The 21,461-nt window shown below is 60.2% G+C and carries 12 protein-coding genes; 9 read left to right on the plus strand and 3 right to left on the minus strand.

Annotation, left to right across the window (positions count from 1 at the left end):
- Window positions 1–13 precede the first annotated feature (13 nt).
- From AC6FTP_RS01390 to AC6FTP_RS01400, 3 genes are read left to right on the plus strand one after another with little or no spacing between them, the layout of a single operon-like run.
- Window positions 14–2,824, plus strand: a complete 2,811-nt coding sequence (locus AC6FTP_RS01390; RefSeq protein ID WP_497205110.1) for an amidohydrolase family protein — start codon at window positions 14–16, stop codon at window positions 2,822–2,824.
- A complete protein-coding gene (locus AC6FTP_RS01395) occupies window positions 2,812–4,083 on the plus strand; it encodes an amidohydrolase family protein (RefSeq protein WP_497205111.1) in 1,272 nt (423 codons plus the stop codon). Before AC6FTP_RS01390 ends, AC6FTP_RS01395 begins: the two co-directional genes overlap by 13 nt.
- A 6-nt stretch (window positions 4,084–4,089) precedes the next feature.
- Window positions 4,090–5,805, plus strand: coding sequence for an FG-GAP repeat domain-containing protein (locus tag AC6FTP_RS01400; RefSeq protein WP_497205112.1), 1,716 nt, complete (start codon window positions 4,090–4,092; stop codon window positions 5,803–5,805).
- 1 nt (window position 5,806) lies between these two features.
- On the opposite strand, the gene AC6FTP_RS01405 is transcribed toward AC6FTP_RS01400, so the two are convergent.
- Window positions 5,807–7,069, minus strand: a complete 1,263-nt coding sequence (locus tag AC6FTP_RS01405) for a DUF1552 domain-containing protein (RefSeq protein ID WP_497205113.1) — start codon at window positions 7,067–7,069, stop codon at window positions 5,807–5,809.
- Window positions 7,070–7,128: 59 nt separating this feature from the next.
- Window positions 7,129–10,998, minus strand: a complete 3,870-nt coding sequence (locus tag AC6FTP_RS01410; RefSeq protein WP_497205114.1) for a nidogen-like domain-containing protein — start codon at window positions 10,996–10,998, stop codon at window positions 7,129–7,131.
- A 99-nt stretch (window positions 10,999–11,097) separates the two neighbouring features.
- Here AC6FTP_RS01410 and AC6FTP_RS01415 point away from each other — a divergent pair, with 99 nt between their 5' ends.
- Window positions 11,098–11,949: a helix-turn-helix transcriptional regulator gene (locus AC6FTP_RS01415; protein ID WP_497205115.1), complete on the plus strand. Its 852-nt coding sequence runs from the start codon at window positions 11,098–11,100 to the stop codon at window positions 11,947–11,949.
- Here the strand turns inward: AC6FTP_RS01415 and AC6FTP_RS01420 are convergent.
- Complete coding sequence (locus AC6FTP_RS01420; RefSeq protein WP_497205116.1) at window positions 11,939–14,272, minus strand: DUF1592 domain-containing protein; 2,334 nt, start codon at window positions 14,270–14,272, stop codon at window positions 11,939–11,941. The genes AC6FTP_RS01415 and AC6FTP_RS01420 overlap by 11 nt on opposite strands.
- A 129-nt stretch (window positions 14,273–14,401) precedes the next feature.
- Between AC6FTP_RS01420 and AC6FTP_RS01425 the strand changes: the two genes are divergently transcribed.
- The 5 genes from AC6FTP_RS01425 to AC6FTP_RS01445 form a co-directional block, all read left to right on the plus strand.
- On the plus strand, window positions 14,402–15,703 hold the full coding sequence (locus AC6FTP_RS01425) for a DUF1552 domain-containing protein (RefSeq protein ID WP_497205117.1): 1,302 nt from the start codon (window positions 14,402–14,404) through the stop codon (window positions 15,701–15,703).
- Between the two features lie 75 nt (window positions 15,704–15,778).
- Window positions 15,779–18,601 carry a DUF1553 domain-containing protein gene (locus AC6FTP_RS01430; protein ID WP_497205118.1) on the plus strand — a complete coding sequence of 941 codons (2,823 nt, stop codon included), beginning with the start codon at window positions 15,779–15,781 and terminating at the stop codon, window positions 18,599–18,601.
- A gap of 4 nt (window positions 18,602–18,605) precedes the next feature.
- Complete coding sequence (locus tag AC6FTP_RS01435; RefSeq protein WP_497205119.1) at window positions 18,606–19,985, plus strand: DUF1501 domain-containing protein; 1,380 nt, start codon at window positions 18,606–18,608, stop codon at window positions 19,983–19,985.
- Between the two features lie 62 nt (window positions 19,986–20,047).
- Entirely contained in the window at window positions 20,048–20,878 is an 831-nt protein-coding gene (locus AC6FTP_RS01440; RefSeq protein ID WP_497205120.1) for a HEAT repeat domain-containing protein, read from the plus strand.
- 244 nt (window positions 20,879–21,122) lie between these two features.
- The coding region (locus AC6FTP_RS01445; RefSeq protein WP_497205121.1) for a hypothetical protein at window positions 21,123–21,461 on the plus strand (339 nt) is incomplete at its 3' end.

The following is a 21,461-nucleotide window of genomic DNA, read 5'->3' on the forward strand; positions in this document are numbered from 1 at the left end:
GTTCATGATCGCGATGGCAGCACATGCTGCTTTGGCGCTCGAAACGATTCGTCCGCCAGGACATCGACCTCTGGAGTCTTCCGCTCATGCGCTGGTCGGAGCTCGTGTGGTCACAAAGCCGGGCCAGGAGATCGAAAAGGCAAACATCATCATCCGTGATGGCCGCATCGTCGCCGTGGGGGCGGACGCCGCTGTGCCTGCGGATGCGCGAGTGCATGACATGAGCGGCACGACGATCTACGCAGGCTTCATCGACATGCATGTGTCCTTCGCGAAGTCTGCCAGCTCACGCACAACTCAGGGCAACGAAGGCCCGCCCGTCGATGCACTCGATCTCACCTCAGGCGCGGGGAGCGGCTTTCTCGGCGTGACCTCTGCGGCGGGAGAGCCAGGAACGAAGTCCGTGGTCACGCCCGAGCGCCGCATGGCGCGGGAGTTTGCGCCGGAGAAGAAGGCTCTCGATGCACTGCGTAACGAAGGCTTCACTGCGGCGAACATCGTGCCGGATGCAGGCGTCATCCGCGGTGTGAGTGCGTTCGTTTCACTGGCGTCGAGTGATCCTGATCTGGCGATCATGCGTGCGGAAAGCTTTCAGCACATCGCCATCGATTCGCCGCGATCGTCGAAAGAAAACTCGGAGCGCCCCGAAGCCTATCCAGGCTCGCTCATGGGCGTCATCGCGGTGATCCGGCAGACGCTGCTCGACACACGCTTTCAGTCAGCCGACCTCGCGCACTTTGAAAAGAACCCGACGAATCGTCCACGTCCGGCCTTCGATTCATCCCTCGATGCTCTGCTGCCTGCGACGACGAAAGCCATGCCAGTCATGTTTGAACCAGCCAGCATGTTGATGGTGGATCGAGCCACGCGACTCGCGCAGGAGTTTGATCTGAAGCCCATGATCCTCGCCACAGGCCAGGAGTGGCGCAGACCTGATCTTGTCCGCGAAACGAAAGCGCCCTTCATCGTGCCGGTGGACTTCCCCGAAGCCGTGAAGCTGCCCGAGGATGATGACTGGCTCGCCACACCCCTCGATCAACTTCGCGCCTGGGATCACGCGCCGGGCAATGCCGCGCTACTCCGCCGCGAAGGCCGCGAGATTGCCCTCACCACTCATGCGCTCGCGAAGAAGTCCTCCTTCCGCTCGAATGTGCGTCTCGCCATCGCGCGTGGTTTGAGCGAGATAGATGCGCTCGCCGCAGTCACCACCGTGCCAGCGAAACTCTGCGGCGTGGAAGATCAGCTCGGCAGCATCGAGCCAGGCAAGCTGGCGCATCTCACGGTGTTTGAAAAAGGCCGTGCCTTTGATGAAGAGGCGCGCGTCCGCGAAGTGTGGATCGATGGCAGGCAATTCCTCGGGCCGATACGCGATGACAAGAAGCCCGCCGCCAAGAAGGGCAAACCCAAGCTGCGCGAGGAACTCACCGCTGCGCCATCGAATCAAGATCGCGGCCCGTTGCTCTCGCCGAAGTCCGTCTTCATCCGAGACGCGACGATTTGGACCTGCGGACCGCAGGGCCGCATCGAGCACGCGAGCCTGCTCATCACCGATGGAAAAATCACCAAGGTGGGTCAGTTCAAAGCGGAGCCTGGATCTGACACCCATGTCATCGACCTGCCCGGCATCCACATCACGCCGGGCCTCATCGACTGCCACAGTCATAGCATGATCATGGGCGGCGTGAATGAAGGCACGCTGCCGAGCACATCGATGGTGCGCGTGGCAGATGTGATCAATTCCGAGTCCGAGACGATTCATCAGCAGCTCGCTGGCGGCCTCACGGTGGCGAACCAACTGCACGGCTCCGCGAATCCCATCGGTGGCCAGAACTGTGTCATTAAGCTGCGGGATGGTGCCTCACCTGAAGGTTTGAAGCTCAAAGGCGCGACTGAAGGCATCAAGTTCGCCCTCGGCGAAAACGTGAAGCAAGCGAACTGGGGAGACGCCTTCAAATTCCGCTTCCCGCAGAGCCGCATGGGCGTGCCTGCATTCCATACAAATCGCTTCACTGCCGCGCAGCATTACATGACTGCGCTGGAGAAGGCCAAGAAGGGTGGACCACCTGTGCGGCGTGATTTGGAACTCGAAGCCATCGCCGAGATCATTCGCGGTGAACGCCTCATCCATTGCCACAGCTACCGGCAGGACGAGATCCTCGCCTTCCTGCGCGTGATGGAGAGCTTCAAAGTCCGCGTCGCCACACTCCAGCACATTCTTGAAGGCTACAAAGTCGCCGACGAAATCGCGAAGCATGGCGCGGGCGCCTCCGCCTTCTCCGACTGGTGGGCCTATAAGTTCGAAGTGCTCGATGCCATCCCCTACGCGGGCAGCATCATGCGCGAGCGCGGCGTCGTGGTGTCCTTCAACTCCGACTCCTCCGACCACGCGCGGCGCATGAACCTCGAAGCCGCGAAGGCCGTGAAGTATGGCGGCACCAGCGAAGAAGAAGCGCTGAAGTTCGTCACGCTGAATCCCGCCAAGCAACTACGCATCGACAAGCAGGTCGGCTCACTCGAAACCGGCAAGGACGGCGACTTCGTCGTGTGGAGCGGGCATCCGCTGGCCACCAGCAGCGTGTGTTTGCAGACCTGGATCGAAGGGAAACAATACTTCGAGCGCGAGGCCGCCCATCGTCGTGCCGCAGCTCGTCATACCGAGCACCTCGCACTCATCGACAAAGCGAAGAAACTCGCCGCCGACTCCAGCGCTGATTCCACCGACGCCAAAGCCGAAGCGAAGTTCTTCTTCCGCGCCCTGGAAGAACGCCAGGGCCACCTCTGCGTTGATTGCTGCATGGACCGCGAACTCTCATGGAAAAACTAATCCTCACCCTCCTCGTCGCTTTCACCGCGAACGTTTCCGCCGACTCGCTGCTGCTGAGTGGTGCCACTGTGCATACGGTGACAAAAGGCACGCTTGCCAGTGCCGACGTTCTCATTCGCGATGGCAAGATCGCCGAAGTTTCTGAGAAGATCGAAGCGAAGGCAGATCGCACCGTTGATCTCAAAGGCTTGCATCTTTTCCCCGGCCTGATCAGCGCCAGCACGGATCTCGGTCTCGTCGAAGTGGCTGGTGTGCGCGCCTCGGTGGATGATCGAGAGACGGGTGAGTTCACGCCCGAGGTGGAGTCTTGGCTCGCCGTGAATCCCGACTCCGAAATGATCCCTGTGGCTCGCGCAAATGGCATCACGCACTTCGCACCGACACCGCAGGGCAAGCACATCACCGGCACCTCCGCGCTGCTCGCCACACGCGGCTGGACCATCGAAGACATGCTGGTGCAGCGTCGCAGTGCCATGCATCTCGTGTGGCCGGATCACGCGCTGAGCGTCCCTGTTCCAAACCCAAAGCCCGATGCCAAATCTCTCGACGATCAAGCCCGCGAGCGAAAAGAGAAGGTCCGCAGCATCGAGCAGTTCTTCGCCGATGCTGAGGCGTGGTCAAAGCGCCCGGCAGGCAGCGCTCCCGTGCCCGCTTGGGAGGCCATGCAGCCTGTGATGCGCGGCGAGGTGCCGCTCATGATCCACGCGCAGGGTTTGCGTGAAATCCGCGCTGCTTTGAAGTGGTCGGAAGCTCATTCCAAACTCCGCCTCACCCTCGTCGGTGGACGCGATGCTTGGCAGCTCGCCGATGAACTCGCCAAACGCAAAGTCGCCGTGATCTACAGCGAGGTCTTCGCCCTACCTTCGCGCTCCAGTGATGCTTACGACGTGCAGTTCAGCGCTCCCGCCGTTCTGCACAAAGCTGGCGTCACCGTCGCCATCAGCGAAGGTCTCGAACGCGCCAGCGCCTCCGGCCAGCGCAATCTCCCCTACATCGCCGCGCAGGCCGCCGCGTTTGGTTTGCCAGCCGATGCCGCGCTCGCCGCGATCACGCTGGTGCCCGCGCAGCTCCACGGTGCGGCAGATCGACTCGGCAGCATCGAGCCCGGCAAAGAAGCCGCTCTTTTCACCGCTACAGGCGACATCCTCGATATCCGCAGCGAGGTGAAGCACCTCTGGATCAGCGGTGCGGAGCAATCGCTCGAAACCAAACACACACGCCTCGCTGAGAAGTATCGCGCCCGTCCCAAAGCTCCCTAGCACACCATGAAGCCGCACCTAACCTCCCTCTTGCTGATCATCGCCACGGCAGCCGCTGGACAGCCAGCGCTCCATACTTTTGACCGTATCCAGCTCACCGACATCTACTACTCCGAAGGCGTCAACGCGGCGGATATCGACAACGATGGAAACATGGATGCCATCTACGGTCCGTTCTGGTTTGCGGGCCCGGACTTCAAGACGAAGCACCTCATCTACAAGGCCTTTCCGCAACCCCGGGAGGCCTACGCGAACCATTTCTTCGCCTGGACATACGACTTCAATGGCGATGGCTGGACGGACATTCTCACCGCCGGATTTCCAGGCACTCCGGCTTTTGTGTATCAAAACCCAGGCAAAGAAGGCCACGCTGCGCCATGGCCGAAGCATGAAGTCTTTGACTGGGTGTCGAACGAGTCGCCGCACTTCGTGAACCTCGTTGATAAAGACAAACCCGTGCTCGTCTGCACGCGCGATGGCTACTTTGGTTATGCAGAGCCGAGCTGGAACGTGCCTTTTGAGAAGTGGAACTTTTATCCCATCTCGGATCGCATCGCGCCGACGAAGTTCGGGCATGGCCTTGGCATGGGCGATGTCAATGGCGACGGTCGTCAGGATGTCCTCATGAAGGACGGCTGGTTCGAGCAGCCCGAAGATCTGACCCAGGGTCATTGGATGCTGCACAAGGCTGCCTTCGCCCCTCGCGGCGGCGCGGAGATGTTTGCCTATGATGTGGATGGCGATGGTGACAACGACGTCATCACCAGTCTCGCCGCGCATGAATTCGGTCTCGCCTGGCATGAGCAGACACCCACAGGTTTCAAAGAACACCTCATCATGGGCGACCGCCCGGCGCAGAACCGCTACGGCGTCGTCTTCAGCGAGCTGCACAGCGTCCAACTCGCCGACATGGATGGCGACGGGCTGAAGGACATCGTCACCGGCAAGACCTACTGGTCACATCACAAAAAATCACCCATGTGGGATGCGGGAGCGGTGGTCTATTGGTTCAAACTCATACGCGGTAGCGATGGCGTGGACTGGGTGCCGATGAAAGCGGATGGCGAGGCAGGCATCGGTCGTCAGGTCATCATCAAAGATGTTAATGGAGATAAACTTCCCGACATCCTCACCGGCGGCATGAAAGGCGCACATGTGCTACTGCATCGCGTGAAGCAGGTCTCCGAAGATGAATGGCTGGCCGCGCAACCGAAGCGTGTGACCATCGTCGAGACTCCTCCGCTGCGTGGCGGCCCTCCCCTTTTTGATGAAGCAACGAATAGCGTCCCCGATGTGATCGAGGGTGAATCCATCACCGCCAAGCCCAGCAAAGGCACAGCGGCACCGCAGAGCATGAAAAGCTTCACCGCAGGCCGTTGGAGCGGTGCTTCGCAGCTCTTCTGGCGCGGCGGTGATGTCGGCGAAACACTCGAGATTGAGCTCCAGGTGGACAAGGAGGCCGAATACACGCTGGAGAGCGTCTTCACCATTGCACCGGACTATGCGATCGTGGAACTCACGCTCGATGGCAAACCGCTTGGTGAACCCATCGACCTCTATGACTCGGCCAAAGTATCCACCTCGGGCGTGCTGGAACACCAAGTTGGCAAACTGGCCGCAGGCCCACACAAACTCGGCATTCGCATCACCGGCACGAATCCAGCAGCCAAGCCTTCGAAGTTCGTCGGGCTGGATTTCGTGAAGCTCTTCCGCAAGAGATGACTCACGCCACCTCCAGCCCGCGCATCGTCGTCTCACTCGTCGCAAAGCGTTCCTCTTCGAGGCCGAGGCGTTGGAGGGAACTGAGATAGAGGTTCGGCAGCGGGTAGTTGTCCTTCTGGTCGAAGGCCAGGTGCTGGCCGTGCTTGAAGCCACCTCCAGCAAAGAGCACGGGCATGTTCTTGTTGTCGTGAGCGGAGGCGTTGCCGAGGTTCGAGGTGAGCAGCACCATGGTGTCGTCGAGCAGCTTGTCGGTCTTCAGTTTGCGCAGGAAGGCGGCCCATTCGTTGATGACTCCCTGCTCGACGAGGGCGAGCTGGGCGAGTTTCTCCTCGTCCATGCCGTGGTGGCTGAGATTGTGGTAGGCTTCATCGACTCCTTCGATGCCCTGCACGTTGTTGCCGGTGATGTGCAGCGTGATGAAGCGCGTGCTGTCCGTGGCGAGCGCCATGTGCACGATGTCGAGATAGATGCGCTCCACGGCCACTTCGTTGTCGCGTGGGATCTGACGCGGCGGCGCGAGGCTCACCTTTGGCTTCGGCTTGTGTGTCCAGGATTCATTGGCGGCGAGCCGCTGCTCCAGTTCACGCACGCTGGTGAACCACGCGTCGAGCTTGTCGCGATCCCCTGCCCCGAGTTCGCGCTGGAGTGATTTCGCCTCCGCACCGACGACATCCATCACGCTGCGCCCGCTACGGATCAGCTCCGCCTGCCGTTCCTGCTCGGCGGGTGTGTCATTCACAAACAAACGCGTGAAGAGCTTCATCGCACTGTTCTCAGCCGGAATCATCGAGCCGTTCTCCGTGTAGCTCGGGCTCGTCTGCGAGTTCGTATTCAAAACGAGCGATGGAAACCGCGTCTCATGCCCCAGATGCTTCGCCATAAGCTGATCGAGCGAGATTGTGTTTCGCGTCGTCGAGCCCCGCGCATTCGGGCACGCCGAAAAGATACTCCCCTCCGCCGTGTGACCACCTGTGACACCGGGATGAGAAGAGCCAGACACCACCGTGAAATCCTCCCGCAAATCCTGAATGCCCGCAAGATAACGCGAAGGCTTGTAGCCGCGTCCCGAGCCCTCCGGCACCAAATTCGGATTGTGCAGCCCAAGCGCCAAACTCATGCCGACGAAGCGCTTCGCCTGTTTCGTCTCCTTCAGCGCCGCAAACGCTGGTGTCATCGCCTCCAGCAGCGGAAGACCTAGCGTGATGCCAGCATTGCGCAGCATAGCGCGACGGGAGAGATGTTTCTGAAAGGTAAAAGTGCTCATCGGGGGTGGAAGGCAACGAGAGGCCCCACCTGGTCTTTCTAGATTCTCCGCTCAATGCCTCACGGCACCGTGTTCACCTTCACTCGGAAGAAGTGCCGCGTTTGCAAGGCTGGCATCTGCACGCTGACGACCTCGTGGGTGCCATCGTCGGCCAGAATCGTCGGTGTGGCGGTGGAGGCCGTCCACGTGCTCAAATCAGGGCTGAATTCGACGGTGTACACTAGCCCGGCGGCGATGTGGTCCTTTCGGCGGATGAACACGGCGTTCGTGCCATCGGCGACGGGCTGGCCTGTCGTGATCACATTGCCGCTGAAGCTCAGCGGGCCTCGTGCGGCGTTGTTTGGCAGCGTGCCGAGGGCGAATTCGAGCAGGTTGGCGATGCCATCGTGATCGTAGTCAGCCTCGAAGCCGACCTGTGGGCCGGTCAGTCCATGACTGTCCGTCCAAAGAGTGAAGGCGGCGACCGTGGAATTCTCACCCGTGGTCACATTCAGAATACCGGTGCCGGTCATCTGGGATGTCTTGTGATCGGCAAAGGATGTGAGGCTGCCCCAGGTTCCTTTGACCTGCCGGACTCCGTTGATATAAAGCTCATCAACCGTGTCTGTGCCAGTGAAGTTCAGGTCTAACGTCGCACCACTGGCCAGAGCAATGTCAGCCGAATCAGTAAACCCAGAACTACTCACACTGAACGTGCCTGCACTGACGGTCGTGTTACCGCTGTAGCTGCGAGTGCCGGTGAGTGAAAGTGTGCCGGTGCCGGCCTTGATGAAGGTCAGCGCACCGGTGCCGTTTTGAACGGTGCCACTGTAGGTTCGGCTCACCGTGTCGAAATCAACCGTGAGTGTAGCAGCGGCGGCCGATGAATTCGTGATCAACCCGGCACCCTGGCCGGAGGAACTGATGTTGCCTATCGTGGTGCTTAGGCCGCGTAGATCAAACGTGCCACCGGTGCCGCCCTCACTATTGTCAAAAGTGACGGGACTCGCGCGTGTGGTGGCATCAGCCGTGTAAAGCTGCATCTGGGCATTCTTTTTGAGCCTCAGACTGGCACCATTCACCATTCCGGCGAAGCGAGCAACGAGCACGCTGTTGTCGGTGAACGTAAGATCGCCGAGCGAAAAAGTGCTTCCACGCTGAAGGCCCAGCACAGGGTCCACATAGCCAGCGCCATAGTCATCATCCGTGAGGACCACGAGCGAGCCTGCGAAGGTGGCCGTCGTAGAGGCAGAGGGAGCAGCCAGGCCGCCAATCTGCAGACTGTTCTCCGCTAAGGATGACGTAAAGGTGTAGCCACTGGTCTGGAGTGTCATGCGTCGCACCACGACGGGACCTGTGAGCGTGACCGTGCCTGCCGCGCCTGGAAAAACAGCCGAGTTCCCATTCGACCAGGTGCTGGCGCCGCTCCATCCTATGAGTCCATTTGCCCAACTGCGGCTACCGCTGCTAGATGTGGAAGTTGGGAAGCCCAGCGGGGTGCCTGCCGGAGGTACAGAGAAGCTAGACTGATCCACACGGAAGATCTGGATGCCAGCAGAGGCCGGGATGGTGTTGGTCATCGACGGCAGATTAGCCACGGCAGAGGTCTGCGAGCCTGGTAAATTGTGATAGTTCTGTCCATCGCCACCATCGAATCCGACAGACGGCAATTGAGCCGCAGTGTTTAGATCGCCAAGGAGCCAGTTGATCCCATTCTGGGGGTAATAAAACAAGACGTAGGACTCAATGCCATTGGAGGCCACCACGACTTGGAAAGTATTCAGCTTGTCAGCCTTTTGCTTATAGTAGCCCACCCGGTCCCACGTGGCGATCTGGGCAAAGGTGGGTGTGAAACCTTGGATGCCAGGATAGGAGTTTTCCACACTGGAGCCGATCTCCGCGAGTGTGGGGCCATCCTGCTCGATACGATACCAAACTTTCCCGCTGGAGGGATGGCTCGTATCTACATCCCCCCAGAATGGGGCGACCAGCGGCACGGCAGGGGTCAGTGGAAAGTTTGTCGAATTGTATCCAGAGCCCGCAGGGTTGGACGTCGAGAAGGAAATGTTGCCGTTGTTGTTGATGGCGAACTGGGTAAAGCTTTGTCCCCAATAGCACAGCGAAAGCGAAGAACCGGCCGGACCTGCCCTCAGCATCGTGACATTCATCCTGTTGTCATCGCCACGCGCCAGGGAGGTGTCACCCACAGTTGGGCCGAATTTGAAGAGCGGCACTCCAGCTTGCGTGACGACCTGAAGATAAACAGAAAGGGTGTAGCTGCGTGTCGTCACTCCATCGAAGGCCGTCGAGACGATGTTGATGCTGTTTACGCCCTGCCTGAGCTGCACCGTGATGGGGTTTCCGGAGGTCACAGCCACCTCGTTCACCTTGATCGTCGTGGCGCTCTGGGCGCTGACAGGCGTGACGGTGATGGAAGTCGTTGTGCTCGGCGCGTCCGGCAGCGCATAGCTGGTGATACTGCTGTTAAACACTGGAGACACGGCACCTGCGTCTGTGGTGATGCTGCTCAGCGCTGGGTCTCCCTCCGCCGCCGTGAAACGATAGACCGTGATCGTGTAAGCCCGTGTGGTCATGCCATCTGGCGCTGTTGTCACCACGGTCACTGTATTTGACCCTGTGCTCAGCGGCACGCTGCCGCTCGGCACTCCTGAGGTGACCGCCACACCGTTCACGGTGATGGAGGCCTCCGGCACCGCAGCCGTGGGAGTCACCGTCAGGCTGCTGACGTTGTATGACACCGCAGGCAGCGTATAACCCATCGTCGAACTAATGAAAACCGGGTTCAGAGTGCCACTGCTGGTCGCCAGAGAAATCAGGCTCGCATAGTAAAGTGGCTCCGGCACACCGTAGAGCTCGATCTCATCCAGGCACACCGCTGTCGAGGTGGCGGAGTTCTTGATCCGGAAGCCGGTGGCCTGCACGGAGGGCAGGCTCCACACATGGCGGCGCGCGGGCAGGGTGAAATTCCCCGTCTGCTCCATGTTCGTGTAATCAAGAATACCCACCGTGGTCCAGCTCGCGTCTGGCGTGCTGGACGTGGGATTGGGCACCGTAGTCACCTGTAGGGTATAGACCCCTTGCCATCGGTCCGTGAATCCCCCCAGGTTATCACGCCCGAAAGCCACGCTAGTGAGCGTGGAAGGGACGCTGCCCAGACTGATCCCGGAATAGGAATCCAGCGTGCCTGCGATCCACGAGTTTGAGTTGCCATAGACACCGTCTTTCAGCTTCGCCGTGGTATGGATGCCGCCAAGCTCATCCTTCGCAAAGGCGGTGCCCGTGGCGGCCATGTTACCTGTCACAAAGCTGCCTCCCTGGCTGACCAGTGCCACGCCCTCGAAGAACGCCTGGTTGTAAAGCTCCAGCTCATCAATGCACGTCAGGTCAAAAGCCGTCGTCGCATTCACCTTCAGCCGGATGCCCGTCGCCATCACCGTGCCGGGCAGATTGAACACATGCCGCCGCGAAGGCAGCGCGTAGTTGGCTCCGCCTACGCTCGGGTAGTTCATCGTCCCAATGGAGGTCCAGCTCGTCGTGCTCTGGTCGGGATTCGGCACGGTGGTGTATTCCAGCTCATACAGCCCGAGCGTGCGGTCTGTGAAATTCCCCAAATCATCACGACCAAAGGCCACGCAGCGCACCGGCACTGCCACCGCGCCCAGATTGATGCCCACGAAGCTGTTCTGCGTGCCCGCGATCCATGAGTTGCTGTTGCCTGAGACGCCATCGTTCACCTTCGCGATGGCATGAGGTGCCACGCCGATCTCATCCTGCGCAAACGCCGTCTTGCCGATGGCAATATTGGAAGCCGTGGGATGCCCGGTGCCACCCTCCTTGACCAGCGTGATTCCGCCCGTCAGCGTCATGTCCGCCCAGGCGGATGAAACAAGGCCAAGCAGTGGCAAAACAAGAGTGCGCAACAGTCTCATGATCCTGCGCTTTTACCTGAACATCACGCCAAAGGCCATTTGGCATCTACATGACCACCCCCCTACTTTGGTAGGGGGTAAAAAAGACTTTCCGAACCCATGACCGCCTGTCATCCTCCGCGCCTCATGGTCACCGCTGCCGACCTCAAGACTCTCAATGAAGCCACGCTCGCGCTCTACACGCCCGAGCTGCGGCTCAGCAGCTATCCCGAGGCCGCATTCAAGTTTCTGAGCACCCTCGTCGGTGTGGATCAGATCAACTACGCCAATCTCGACCTCGAAGCGGGCACCATGGACGTAGCCACCAGCGCCATGACGCCCGACTGGGCCAGAGGCGTGGAAGGTTTCGGCCTGCACATGTGGAAGTATCCCATGACGAACTTCGACCCCTCGGTGAACGACGGGAAGCCCTTCTTCAGCAGCGACTTCGTCACCCAGCGCCAGTTTCGCGACCTCGATCTCTACAGCGAATGCTTCCGCTACCTCGGCGTGGACCACCATGGCTCCGTCTTTGTCCCCACCGATGAAAAAAACCGCCTCTGGTTCGGCCTGGAACGCGCAGGCCCAGGGGAGTTCAGCGAGCGCGACCGCCTCATGCTCACCCTCGCCCAGCCGCATCTCGAAAACGCCCGCCACCTCGCCCTGGCGCGGCAAAAAGTGCGCGATGAGCTCCAAATCACCTCTGCAACCTTCGCCACAGCCTATTCATCCCGCGAAGCCGAGATCGCCTACTGGCTCACCGAGGGCAAAAGCAATGTCGAGATCGGATTGCTCTTGAAGCTGCATCTCCAGACCGTCAAAGGCCACGTCACAAGCCTCTTCAACAAGACCGGCTGCGGCAACCGCCTCGCTCTCACCCTTCATCTCATCGAGCAAGCCCGAGGCCTCTCCGCCACCACGCCAGACATGCATGTCGTGAAGGCGCAGCACACGCCGCCAGCTACTTCTTGAGAAAAATGTCGCTCAAAACCACCTCGCGGATGATCGAGCGCATCGTTGTGGTCTTTTTCGCGATGTCATCGAGCGCGGCTTCATCGCTGAAGCGAGGTGGAGCGCCGGTGGCGTAGGTGAGGAAGTGGGTGGCGAAGCCGCGGGCGAGTTGCTGCGGCTGCTTCGTGTAGATTTGCTGCCAGGTGGCGAGATCAGTGAAGGTCCTGCCTTCGGGTGTGACGCCGGTGGAATTCACCTTCGCACCTCTGCTGCCCTGGCCGTAGCCAGTGCGCCAGATGCCGACGGGGTCGTAGTTTTCTAGAGCGAAGCCGGGCGGGTCGATGGTTTGATGGCAACTGGCGCAGCTTTCGTTGTTGCGATGCTTGTCGAGCTGATCGCGAATGCTGGTGGCTCCGCGGATGTCCGGCTCGATGGCGGGCACGCCGGGCGGTGGTGGCGGGATGTGGTTGCCAAGAATGCGCTCGTTGATGAACACACCACGCACGACGGGCGAGGTGCTGGTGCCGTCGGCGGTGACTTTGAGGATCGCGCCTTGGGTGACGAGGCCGCCGCGTTTTGCTTCGGGCTTGAGCGTGACTTTTTGAAGTCCTTCACCGCTTTGCAGCGTGAGATCGGCTTTGTAGTGCCGAGCGAGGCGGCCATTGAGGAAAGCGAAGTCGGAATCGACGAGGTGGGTGATGCTCAAATCACGGCGCAGCAGCTCGGTGAAGTAAGCGCGGGTTTCCTGGAGCATGGATTCTTGCACGACGGGGTCAAAGTCGCGGAACAGACGTGTGTCAGGCGTGGTGAAGTCGATTTGGTTCAGCTTGAGCCACTGATCCGTGAAGCTGGCGATAAAGCGTTTGGCTTTGGCGTGCGAGAGCAAGCGCTCGACTTGCTGGGCGAGAGTTTGAGGCTCGTGGAGCTTCTTTTGGATCGCGAGTTCGAGCAGCTCTTGATCGGGCATGGAGCACCAAAGGGCGAAACTGAGCCGCGAGGCGATGGCGTGATCGTCGAGAGGCCCCGGAGCCTCGATGAAGGTCAAAAAGCGCGGTGAGCACAAGATGGCGCGGTAGGCCGCACGAAGGGCCTCCGGCACCGAATCGCCCTCAGTGAGCGATTTGGCGGCAATCTCGCGATACGGGGCACTTTGCGCCTCGGTGACTGGTCGGCGAAAAGCTCGGGTGGCAAAGCGGCTCACGAGCTTGTCGAGATTTTCGACTTTCAGCGCCTCCTGGCCATCGCCGCCGAAGAGTTTCTTCCGCACGCCGATGTCGTTGGCGACGGGATAGATGCGCTCGATGTCGATTCCGCGATGCGCGATACCGGAGAAGCCTTGTTTTTCGAGGTTTCGGCCCGCAAAGCTCACGTTGCCGCCTTTGGCTCCAGTAGGCGGACGCTTGAGCGCGCCGTCGTTGGGTCGCAGTTCCAAGCGATGATTTTCTTCAATCCATGCTTCAAAGATCATGTCGCGTGGCGTCGCGGTCGCTTCGACAAGGCCGATCATGTAGAGCAGTGGCGCGTTGGACTCGCAGTGCCCCGAGCGCAGCGTGCCCCACACCGCGCCATCTGCGGTAGGATTGATGCCGCGCACACCACGCAACGTGACGCGATACCAGCCGCTCTCCGGTGCCCAGGTAGGCGTGCGGCCGAAGAATTGGAGACCGATGGGCCAGGTGATGCTCTCACCATTGCGCAGCTCGGGGCCGCGGTAGTTGCCGCCACGGTTTTTGAGAAGCATTTCAGGCGTGTGGTGCTTCGCGTAAGTCGCATCACCTTTCGCCGCACGGTCGAAGGCATCACTCAACGCGAGATCGGCCACGTCGAGGTAACGTGCGAGTTGGTGATGCGAGAGCTGCTGGCCATCCGCGACGGTTTCAAAGCCATGCGAGGCCCGATCCTCCGGCAGTAGCGTTTTGAGTGGGATGTCGATGCCGAGCAAATCATGCAGCGTGTGTTCATACTCGACCCGGGTGAGCCTGCGGCTGCGCACCCGACCATTCGCGGTGATGTCGGCTGCATCGGCCTTGAGCAGCGGTTGCTTCAAATCAGCGAGGAAGACGTCCTTCTCTGACTTCTCCGGCTGAGCCTTCTTCTGCGGCGGCATCTCGCCATCGCGGACGCGTTCGAAGATATGCTGCCAGGACTTTAGGTTGGAGCCGTCTAGCAGGTCAAAGGTCAAGGTCGTCAAATCGAGGCCGCCTTTCTTTATGTCCGTGTCATGGCACTCGACACAGTGCTGATCGAGGAAGGTGGCAAGTGATTGCGGCGTCTCGGCCACGGCAGTGCCGCCGAGGCATGCCGAGAGTGCGAAAAGTCCTGAAAACGGGGCAAAACGAATCATTGGGGGGACTGGTTCAACGAGAACGATCCTCGCATCTATCGCGCCGTGTTTGCCTCGACTCGTGAATCTGTGCCCACTGCCAAATCTCACCTGCAAGCTATGGCGACGGCGCTTCGTTATCCGCCGCACATGTCTCATCGAATCGAACGCCGCACTTTTCTCCGTGGAATCGGAGCCACGCTGGCTCTGCCCTGGCTCGAAATCATGACGCCGAGGGCCCGTGCTACGCAAAAGCTGCCGCCTCGCCGCTTCGTGACCTTCTTCCAGCCGAACGGTGTTTTCCCGAAAGCCTGGAATGTGACGGGCACTGGCAAAGACTTCGCGCTGTCGCCAATCCTGGAGCCACTGGCGGATTTTAAGAACGACATGCTTGTGCTCAGCGGCATCGACAGTTGTGGCAAAGGCCACGTCAAACTCACCGGCGCGTTTTTGACCGGCACCGCCATCGAAAATGGCGTGAACGGCATTTCGGTCGATCAGGTCATCGCGCGGCAGATCGGTCAAGGCACGCGCTTTTCCAGCATCGAACTTGGGACGGAACCACCGCGGCAAGGGATGGCTGGCGATGATCCCATCGCGCTGGCAAACACCATTTCGTGGAGCAGCGCCACGCAGCGAATCTCCCCGGAGATCAGCCCCCGCGCGGCCTTTGACCGGCTGTTCCGCGATCCGTCATCACCCGAAGCACGTCGCGCGGCGGAGAACCGCCGCAGCGTGGTGGATCTCGTTTTGGAAGACGCAAAGGCGCTGCAAAAGACCGCCAGCGGTCGCGACAAAGACAAGATCGACGAGTATCTCGCAGGTGTGCGCGGCGTGGAGCAGCAGATCGAACGCACGATGAATCCGCCTGCGCCCGAGTGGTCGCCGCTGACACCGCCGGACATGAAGCGGCCACCCGCTGGCATCCCGCTGAACAAAGACGAGCACATGCGCCTGATGCTCGATCTACTCGTGCTCGCCTTGCAGACCGACACCACCCGAGTGGCTACCTTCATGAGCGCGCACGGCTTTTCGCGGCAAAACTTCACCTTCCTCGACGGCGTGAAAAACGACCACCACGGAATGAGCCATCACAAGAACCAGGAGGCTCTCGTTAAAGAATACACCACCGTGAGCCGCTGGTATGCGCAGCAGGTGCAATATCTCGTCTCGAAGATGCGCGGCATCGACGAAGGCAACGGATCGCTGCTCGACAACAGCATCGTGCTCTACGGCAGCGAGATGAAAGATGGCAACGGCCACATCCGGGAAGACCTCCCGCTCGTCCTGATCGGCAAAGGCCAGGGCCGCGTGAAAACCGGCCAGCACCTCGCCTTCGACAAAGGCACTCCACTCGCGAACCTGCACCTCACGCTTGCGCAGCAGTTCGGCGCGGAGATCGAGGCTTTTAATAACGTCAGCACCGGCACGCTCAACGGCTTGTTTGTGTGACTTCCGGCAGTGAATGCAGGCGGAAAGACTCCATGACTGCCTCCCGATCTTTTCCTGTCCAAGATTGCCCCTTTCTTGTCTTCTGTAGCCGTGCGCTGCTTTCCCTCCATCTCTCTCCTCCTTGCCCTCGCGGCTGCTGATTCATCGGCGGCGGATGGCGTGGCGTTTTTTGAGAGCAGTGTGCGGCCGTTGCTGGTGAAACATTGTTATGAGTGCCACTCGCAGGAGACGGGGAAGCGAAAGGGCGGGCTGTTGCTGGATCGCAAGGAAGGCTGGGTGAAGGGCGGCGATGCGGGTCCAGCTCTGGTGCCCGGAAAGCCGACAAAGAGCCTGCTGATGCACAGCGTGCGCTACGAGGACGAGGATCTGCAAATGCCGCCGAAGTCAAAGCTGCCGCCGGAGGACATCCGCGTGCTGGAGCAGTGGATCGCGATGGGCGCGCCTGATCCGCGTGTGGAGTCGATGGCGGCGGCGACTTCGAAGAAGACGATTGATTTCACGGCGGCACGCCAGGGCTGGGCGTTTCGTCCGCTGCGAAAAACCACGCCGCCTGCCGTGAAGCAGCAGGACTGGCCCCGCAAGGAGCTGGATGCGTTCATCCTGGCCGAGCTTGAGGCAAAGAAGCTCACACCTGCGGCGGATGCGGACCGTCTCACGCTGATGCGGAGGCTTAGCTATGATCTCACCGGTCTGCCGCCGTCGGACGAGTCAGACGAGTCAGACATGTCCGACCTGTCTGACTACGTCGAGAAGCTCCTCAGCAGCCCGCAGTTCGGAGAAAAATGGGGCCGCTACTGGCTGGATCTCGCGCGTTATGCAGACTCGAACGGCGGGGATCGTAACTACACCTTCTACCAAGCCTGGCGTTACCGGAACTACGTCATTGATGCCTTCAACCACGACAAGTCGTTCTACGAGTTCATTCGCGAGCAGCTCGCCGGCGATTTGATGCCCGCAAAGACTCCCGAGCAGCGTCGCAGTCAGATGATTGCCTCCACTTTCCTCGCGCTGGGGCCGAAGATGCTCACAGAGCGCGACAAGGAGAAGCTGCATCTCGACACGGTGGACGAGCAGATCGACACGATTGGCCGCGCGTTTCTCGGACTCACGGTTGGTTGCGCGCGCTGCCACGACCACAAGTTCGATCCCTTCAGCCAGCAGGACTACTACGCGCTCGCGGGCTTCTTCCGCTCCACAGAGGTCGTCATGGGCACGCGCAATGGCTGCGTGAATGTGGCGAGCTGGGTGGAGCAGGCGCTGCCGCAGCCCGAACCGGCGTTTGCAGAGTTGAAGCAGAAAGTGGAGCGACTCGAACTCGCGATGCGGCTCAAAGTGGAGCGCGATTTCATGGAAACCGTCGCGGGCAAAAAGGCGCTGACGAAACTGCCGCTCGCGGGCGTCATTTATGACGAGGCCAGCGCAGAACTCGTCGGCGACTGGAAGCAATCCAGCCTGTCGAAAAACCGATTTGGCGACTTTTACATCCGCAACGACAAGCAGGGCCAAGGCATCAAGAAGGCCGTGTTTCGCGGTGCCCTGCCGGAGACAGGCATCTACGAGGTGCGCATCGCGTATCCGGCGAAGGCCAACTGCGACAAGCGCGTGCCCATCACCGTCGAGGCCTTCGATGGTGTGCATGAGATCATCTTTGATCAGACGAAGAAGCCCAGCATCGGCGGCCTGTTCGAGCCCATCGGTCGTTTTCATTTTGAGAAAGGCGGGCGCGTGAATGTCATCGTCGGCACGCAGGGCACGAAGGATTATGTGATCGTCGATGCGGTGCAGTTCATCTCTGAAAAGGACATCGAGCGCGAGTCCACCGCGCTGGCGATGGCCAATGGCAGCAGCACGGGCGATCCTCTGCTCCTGATGGATAACGCCGCGCTCACCAAGGAACTCGACAAGCAGGTGAACGCGCTCAAAGGCGCCGAACTGGCCATGGCCCCGCGCGATGCGCGTGATGCGGGCGACATCCACCTGCGCGTGCGTGGCGAGGTGAATCAACTCGGCCCCAAAGTGCCGCGCAGCTTCCCCACCGTGCTGCACAGCGGTAAAGCGCCGAAGATTCCCGCCGGTTCGAGCGGTCGCCTGCAACTCGCCGCATGGATGACGAGCACGGAGAACGCGTTGCTCGACCGCGTGATCGTGAACCGCCTATGGGCGCAGCTTTTCGGGCGCGGCATCGTCGGCACCGTCGATAACTTCGGCGTGCAGGGCGAGAAGCCCACGCATCCCGCGCTGCTCGATCATCTCGCCGCAAAGTTCCGCGCCAGCGGCGGCTCCTTCAAAGCATTGATCCGCGAAGTGGTGCTCAGCCGCACTTATCAGCTCGCCGCCGAGGCCAAATCACCACGCACTATCGCTGATCCCGAAAATCGTTTGTTCGGCAGACGCTCGTATCGTCGCCTCACCGCCGAGGAGATTCGCGACAGCCTGCTCTTCCTCACCGGCGAACTCAAACTCGAGCAAGCCGCCGCCACCGCGCTCACTTACGGCGAGGATCTCGACAAGCCGATGAAGTTCGACAAAGAACTGCGCCGCAGCATCTACCTGCCTGTCGCACGCAACAACCTCGCGCCTGAGTTGGAGATCTTTGATGTCGCCAATCCCGAAATGGTCTCCGGCGACCGCCCTCTCACCACCGTGCCGACTCAGGCGCTCTATTTGCTCAACAGTCCCTTCCTGCAAAAGCAGGGTGTCACACTCGCTCAACAAGCCTACGCGCAAGCTGATCCGGTGACGTGGCTGCATGAAGCCATCCTCGGTCGTGCGCCGATCGCCACGGCAGCCAAGCGTGCGAATGATTTCATCGACACCGCCAACGCTGATCGCGAAAAAGCGCTCGCCGATCTCGCGCATGTGCTGCTCGCCTCCACGGAGTTTCTTTTCCTCGAATGATGCCATGAACACGTCTCCACTTATCACCCGCCGCCACGCCTTGCAGACCGCCGCCTGCGGCTTTGGGGCGCTGGCGCTCAATGGCATCGCCACGGCGGCCAGTTTGCCGCGCGGACTGCATCACACGCCACGGGCGAAGCGCGTGATCTTCCTGTTCATGCACGGCGGTCCGTCGCAGGTGGACACGTTTGATTACAAACCGAAGCTCCAGCAGATGGACGGCAAAAAGCTGCCCTTCGCACCCGCTAAGAACCTCGATCCTTCGTCCACGAGCCAGGCGAAGCTGCTCGGATCGCCGTGGAAGTTTCAGCAGCATGGCGAAGCGGGCCTGTGGGGCAGTGAGTTGTTCCCCGAGGTCTCGAAGCGGCTCGACGATCTCTGCGTCATCCGCTCCATGCAAAGCAAAGGACAGTCGCACGGCCAAGCGGTTTGCATGATCCACACCGGCGCGGACAACTTTGTGCGCCCATCCATCGGCTCTTGGATCAGCTACGGCCTCGGCAGTGAGAATGCCGACCTGCCCGCTTTTGTGAGCATCAGCCCGCCTGCCACGCACGGCGGCCCGCGCAATTACGGCTCCGCATTTCTGCCAGCGGCGCATCAAGGCACCACGGTGGGTCGGGCGGGCAAGCTCGGCAAAGACGCCAGCTTCCGCTTCCTCGATGCCAGCGGCGATTCCGCCGGTCAGATGCGTAAACTCGATCTGCTCCAGGCCATGAACCGCGAGCACTTCGAGCGCACGCGCCACGCACCTGTTGAAGGCATGATCCAAAGCATGGAACTCGCCTTCCGCATGCAGCGCGAGGCCCCCGGTGTCATGGACATCGAAAACGAGCCCGCGCACATCAAGGCGCTCTACGGCATCGGCGATGCAGTCACCGACAACTACGGACGCCAGTGCCTCCTCGCGCGTCGCTTCGCCGAATCCGGCGTTCGCTTCATCCAGGTCAGCACACCGAACGTCTGGGACCAGCATAGCGATCTCGTCAAAGGCCACACCAAGAACGCCGCCGCTGTGGATCGCCCCATCGCCGGTCTGCTCACCGATTTGAAGCAACGCGGCCTGCTGGAGGACACCCTCGTCGTCTGGGGCGGTGAATTTGGCCGCACGCCCATCGTGCAAGGCGCGAACGGTCGCGATCACAACCCGCAGGGCTTCACCATGTGGCTCGCAGGTGGCGGTGTGAAAAGCGGCGTCGCGTATGGCGAGACCGACGACTTCGGCTACTACGCCGTGAAAGACAAAGTCCATATGCACGACCTGCACGCCACTATCCTGCACCTCCTCGGCATCGATCACTTGAAGCTGACCTATCGCTACGCCGGCCGCGATTTCCGCCTCACCGATGTGTATGGCGAGGTGGTGAACGGAATCTTCGCGTAGCTTCTGTTGGCAACCGAAGCTGTGGCTGGTCGGTGGAGTCAGTTCATGCTTAAATTCAAGCCATGCCTCGGCACAATCCACAGCGTGAACGCGATCCAACTCCCAGTCGGGGCATCGTCGCGGCTTATCGAACTGCTTATGGTGATGAAAAAGCGGACGCGAGTCTGGCGACTGTTCACTATCGAGGGAATCGGGAGGAGCTTGAGATCGGTCTTGAGTACAGCCGAAGCCAGGATCCCAAGGATCGAGCCGTCGGAGCGGATGTCCTGGCTCAACTCGGTTGGAGTGATCGCACTTTCCTGGACGAGACGGTCACGGAATTGATCCGCCTGCTGACCGATGAAGACCCTAATGTCATTGCCTCCGCGGCAGTCGGACTCAGTCATCGGGGCGACATGCGCGCTGTGCCGCATCTCGTCGCGTTGGCAGATCATGCTGATTCTCAAGTTCGGTTTGGAGTCGCTTTTGGACTCCTTGGCCATGATAGCGCGGCGGCCATCGCGTGTCTGATTCGACTGACCTTGGATATGGATCGCAAAGTGCGTAGTTGGGCAGTTTTTGGACTCGGATCGCAGACTGATGCCGATACACCAGAACTTCGGGAAGCGTTGTTCAATGCTTTGGATGACGACGATCTTGAAGTCCGTGGCGAGGCGCTTGTGGGGCTGGCATGTCGTAGTGACCCTCGCACGAGAAAAGCTCTGCTGGCAGAGTGGGAGAGGGATGTGATCAGTGCCTTGAGCCTGGAGGCGGCGCAGGAGCTGCGTGACCCGGCGTTGCTGCCGAGCTTGACGGAGATTCAGGCGCAGTTTGGCGATGAAGGCGACGATGACTTCAAGAGGAAACTCCAAGATGCCTTGGAGGCATGCAGGCCCTCGACTAAACAGAGCTGATTGCCAATCTTATATCATAGAGCCCTTTTTTCTCGAAGGGAAAACTTCTCAAAGCTCACATAATCAGGGGGTTATGGGGACGGTATCACCTGGGGTTGACACCTCACCCGGTGATATGCAGGACACAATTAGTAAAAGCGAGGAAGTAACTCGGAAAAGAGGGCGGCCATTCATGAGCATCAAGCATGGCAGCGTGGCGGTGCCGATCTACAAGGGCCGTGTCCGCAGATGGGATTGCTAAACTGTGGCTTTTTATCTGAACGGCAAGCGCGTGCGGCGGAATTTCGGCAGTCTTGAAAAGGCCAAAGCTGAGGCGCAGTTGATGGCCCGCAAGATTATGGAAGGTAAATCCTTCACCAATGATCTAACTTGTGCCCAGCGAGAAAACCATCTCGCTGCGGAACGTCTGATGGCTCCCTTCAATATGCCGCTGGTTGCTGCGGTTGAGGAATACGCACGCTGCCGACAGTTGCTCGGGGATGTGCCACTGATGGCTGCCATCCAGGAGTTCGTGCGGCGTAATCGGGGCGTGCAACTCGGGGTGAAAGTGCCGGACCTGATTGCTGAGTTTGTGAAGGCAAAG

This window comes from Prosthecobacter sp., assembly GCF_044378005.1.
In the GTDB taxonomy this organism is placed as follows: Bacteria; Verrucomicrobiota; Verrucomicrobiia; order Verrucomicrobiales; family Verrucomicrobiaceae; genus Prosthecobacter.

What these genes read in the sequence shown, in the direction of transcription:
- AC6FTP_RS01390 (WP_497205110.1), top strand. Translation starts at nt 14, where the DNA reads ATGGCAGCACATGCTGCTTTGGCGCTCGAAACGATTCGTCCGCCAGGA.
- AC6FTP_RS01395 (WP_497205111.1), top strand. Translation starts at nt 2,812, where the DNA reads ATGGAAAAACTAATCCTCACCCTCCTCGTCGCTTTCACCGCGAACGTT.
- AC6FTP_RS01400 (WP_497205112.1), top strand. Translation starts at nt 4,090, where the DNA reads ATGAAGCCGCACCTAACCTCCCTCTTGCTGATCATCGCCACGGCAGCC.
- AC6FTP_RS01405 (WP_497205113.1), bottom strand. Translation starts at nt 7,069, where the DNA reads ATGAGCACTTTTACCTTTCAGAAACATCTCTCCCGTCGCGCTATGCTG.
- AC6FTP_RS01410 (WP_497205114.1), bottom strand. Translation starts at nt 10,998, where the DNA reads ATGAGACTGTTGCGCACTCTTGTTTTGCCACTGCTTGGCCTTGTTTCA.
- AC6FTP_RS01415 (WP_497205115.1), top strand. Translation starts at nt 11,098, where the DNA reads ATGACCGCCTGTCATCCTCCGCGCCTCATGGTCACCGCTGCCGACCTC.
- AC6FTP_RS01420 (WP_497205116.1), bottom strand. Translation starts at nt 14,272, where the DNA reads ATGATTCGTTTTGCCCCGTTTTCAGGACTTTTCGCACTCTCGGCATGC.
- AC6FTP_RS01425 (WP_497205117.1), top strand. Translation starts at nt 14,402, where the DNA reads ATGTCTCATCGAATCGAACGCCGCACTTTTCTCCGTGGAATCGGAGCC.
- AC6FTP_RS01435 (WP_497205119.1), top strand. Translation starts at nt 18,606, where the DNA reads ATGAACACGTCTCCACTTATCACCCGCCGCCACGCCTTGCAGACCGCC.
- AC6FTP_RS01440 (WP_497205120.1), top strand. Translation starts at nt 20,048, where the DNA reads ATGCCTCGGCACAATCCACAGCGTGAACGCGATCCAACTCCCAGTCGG.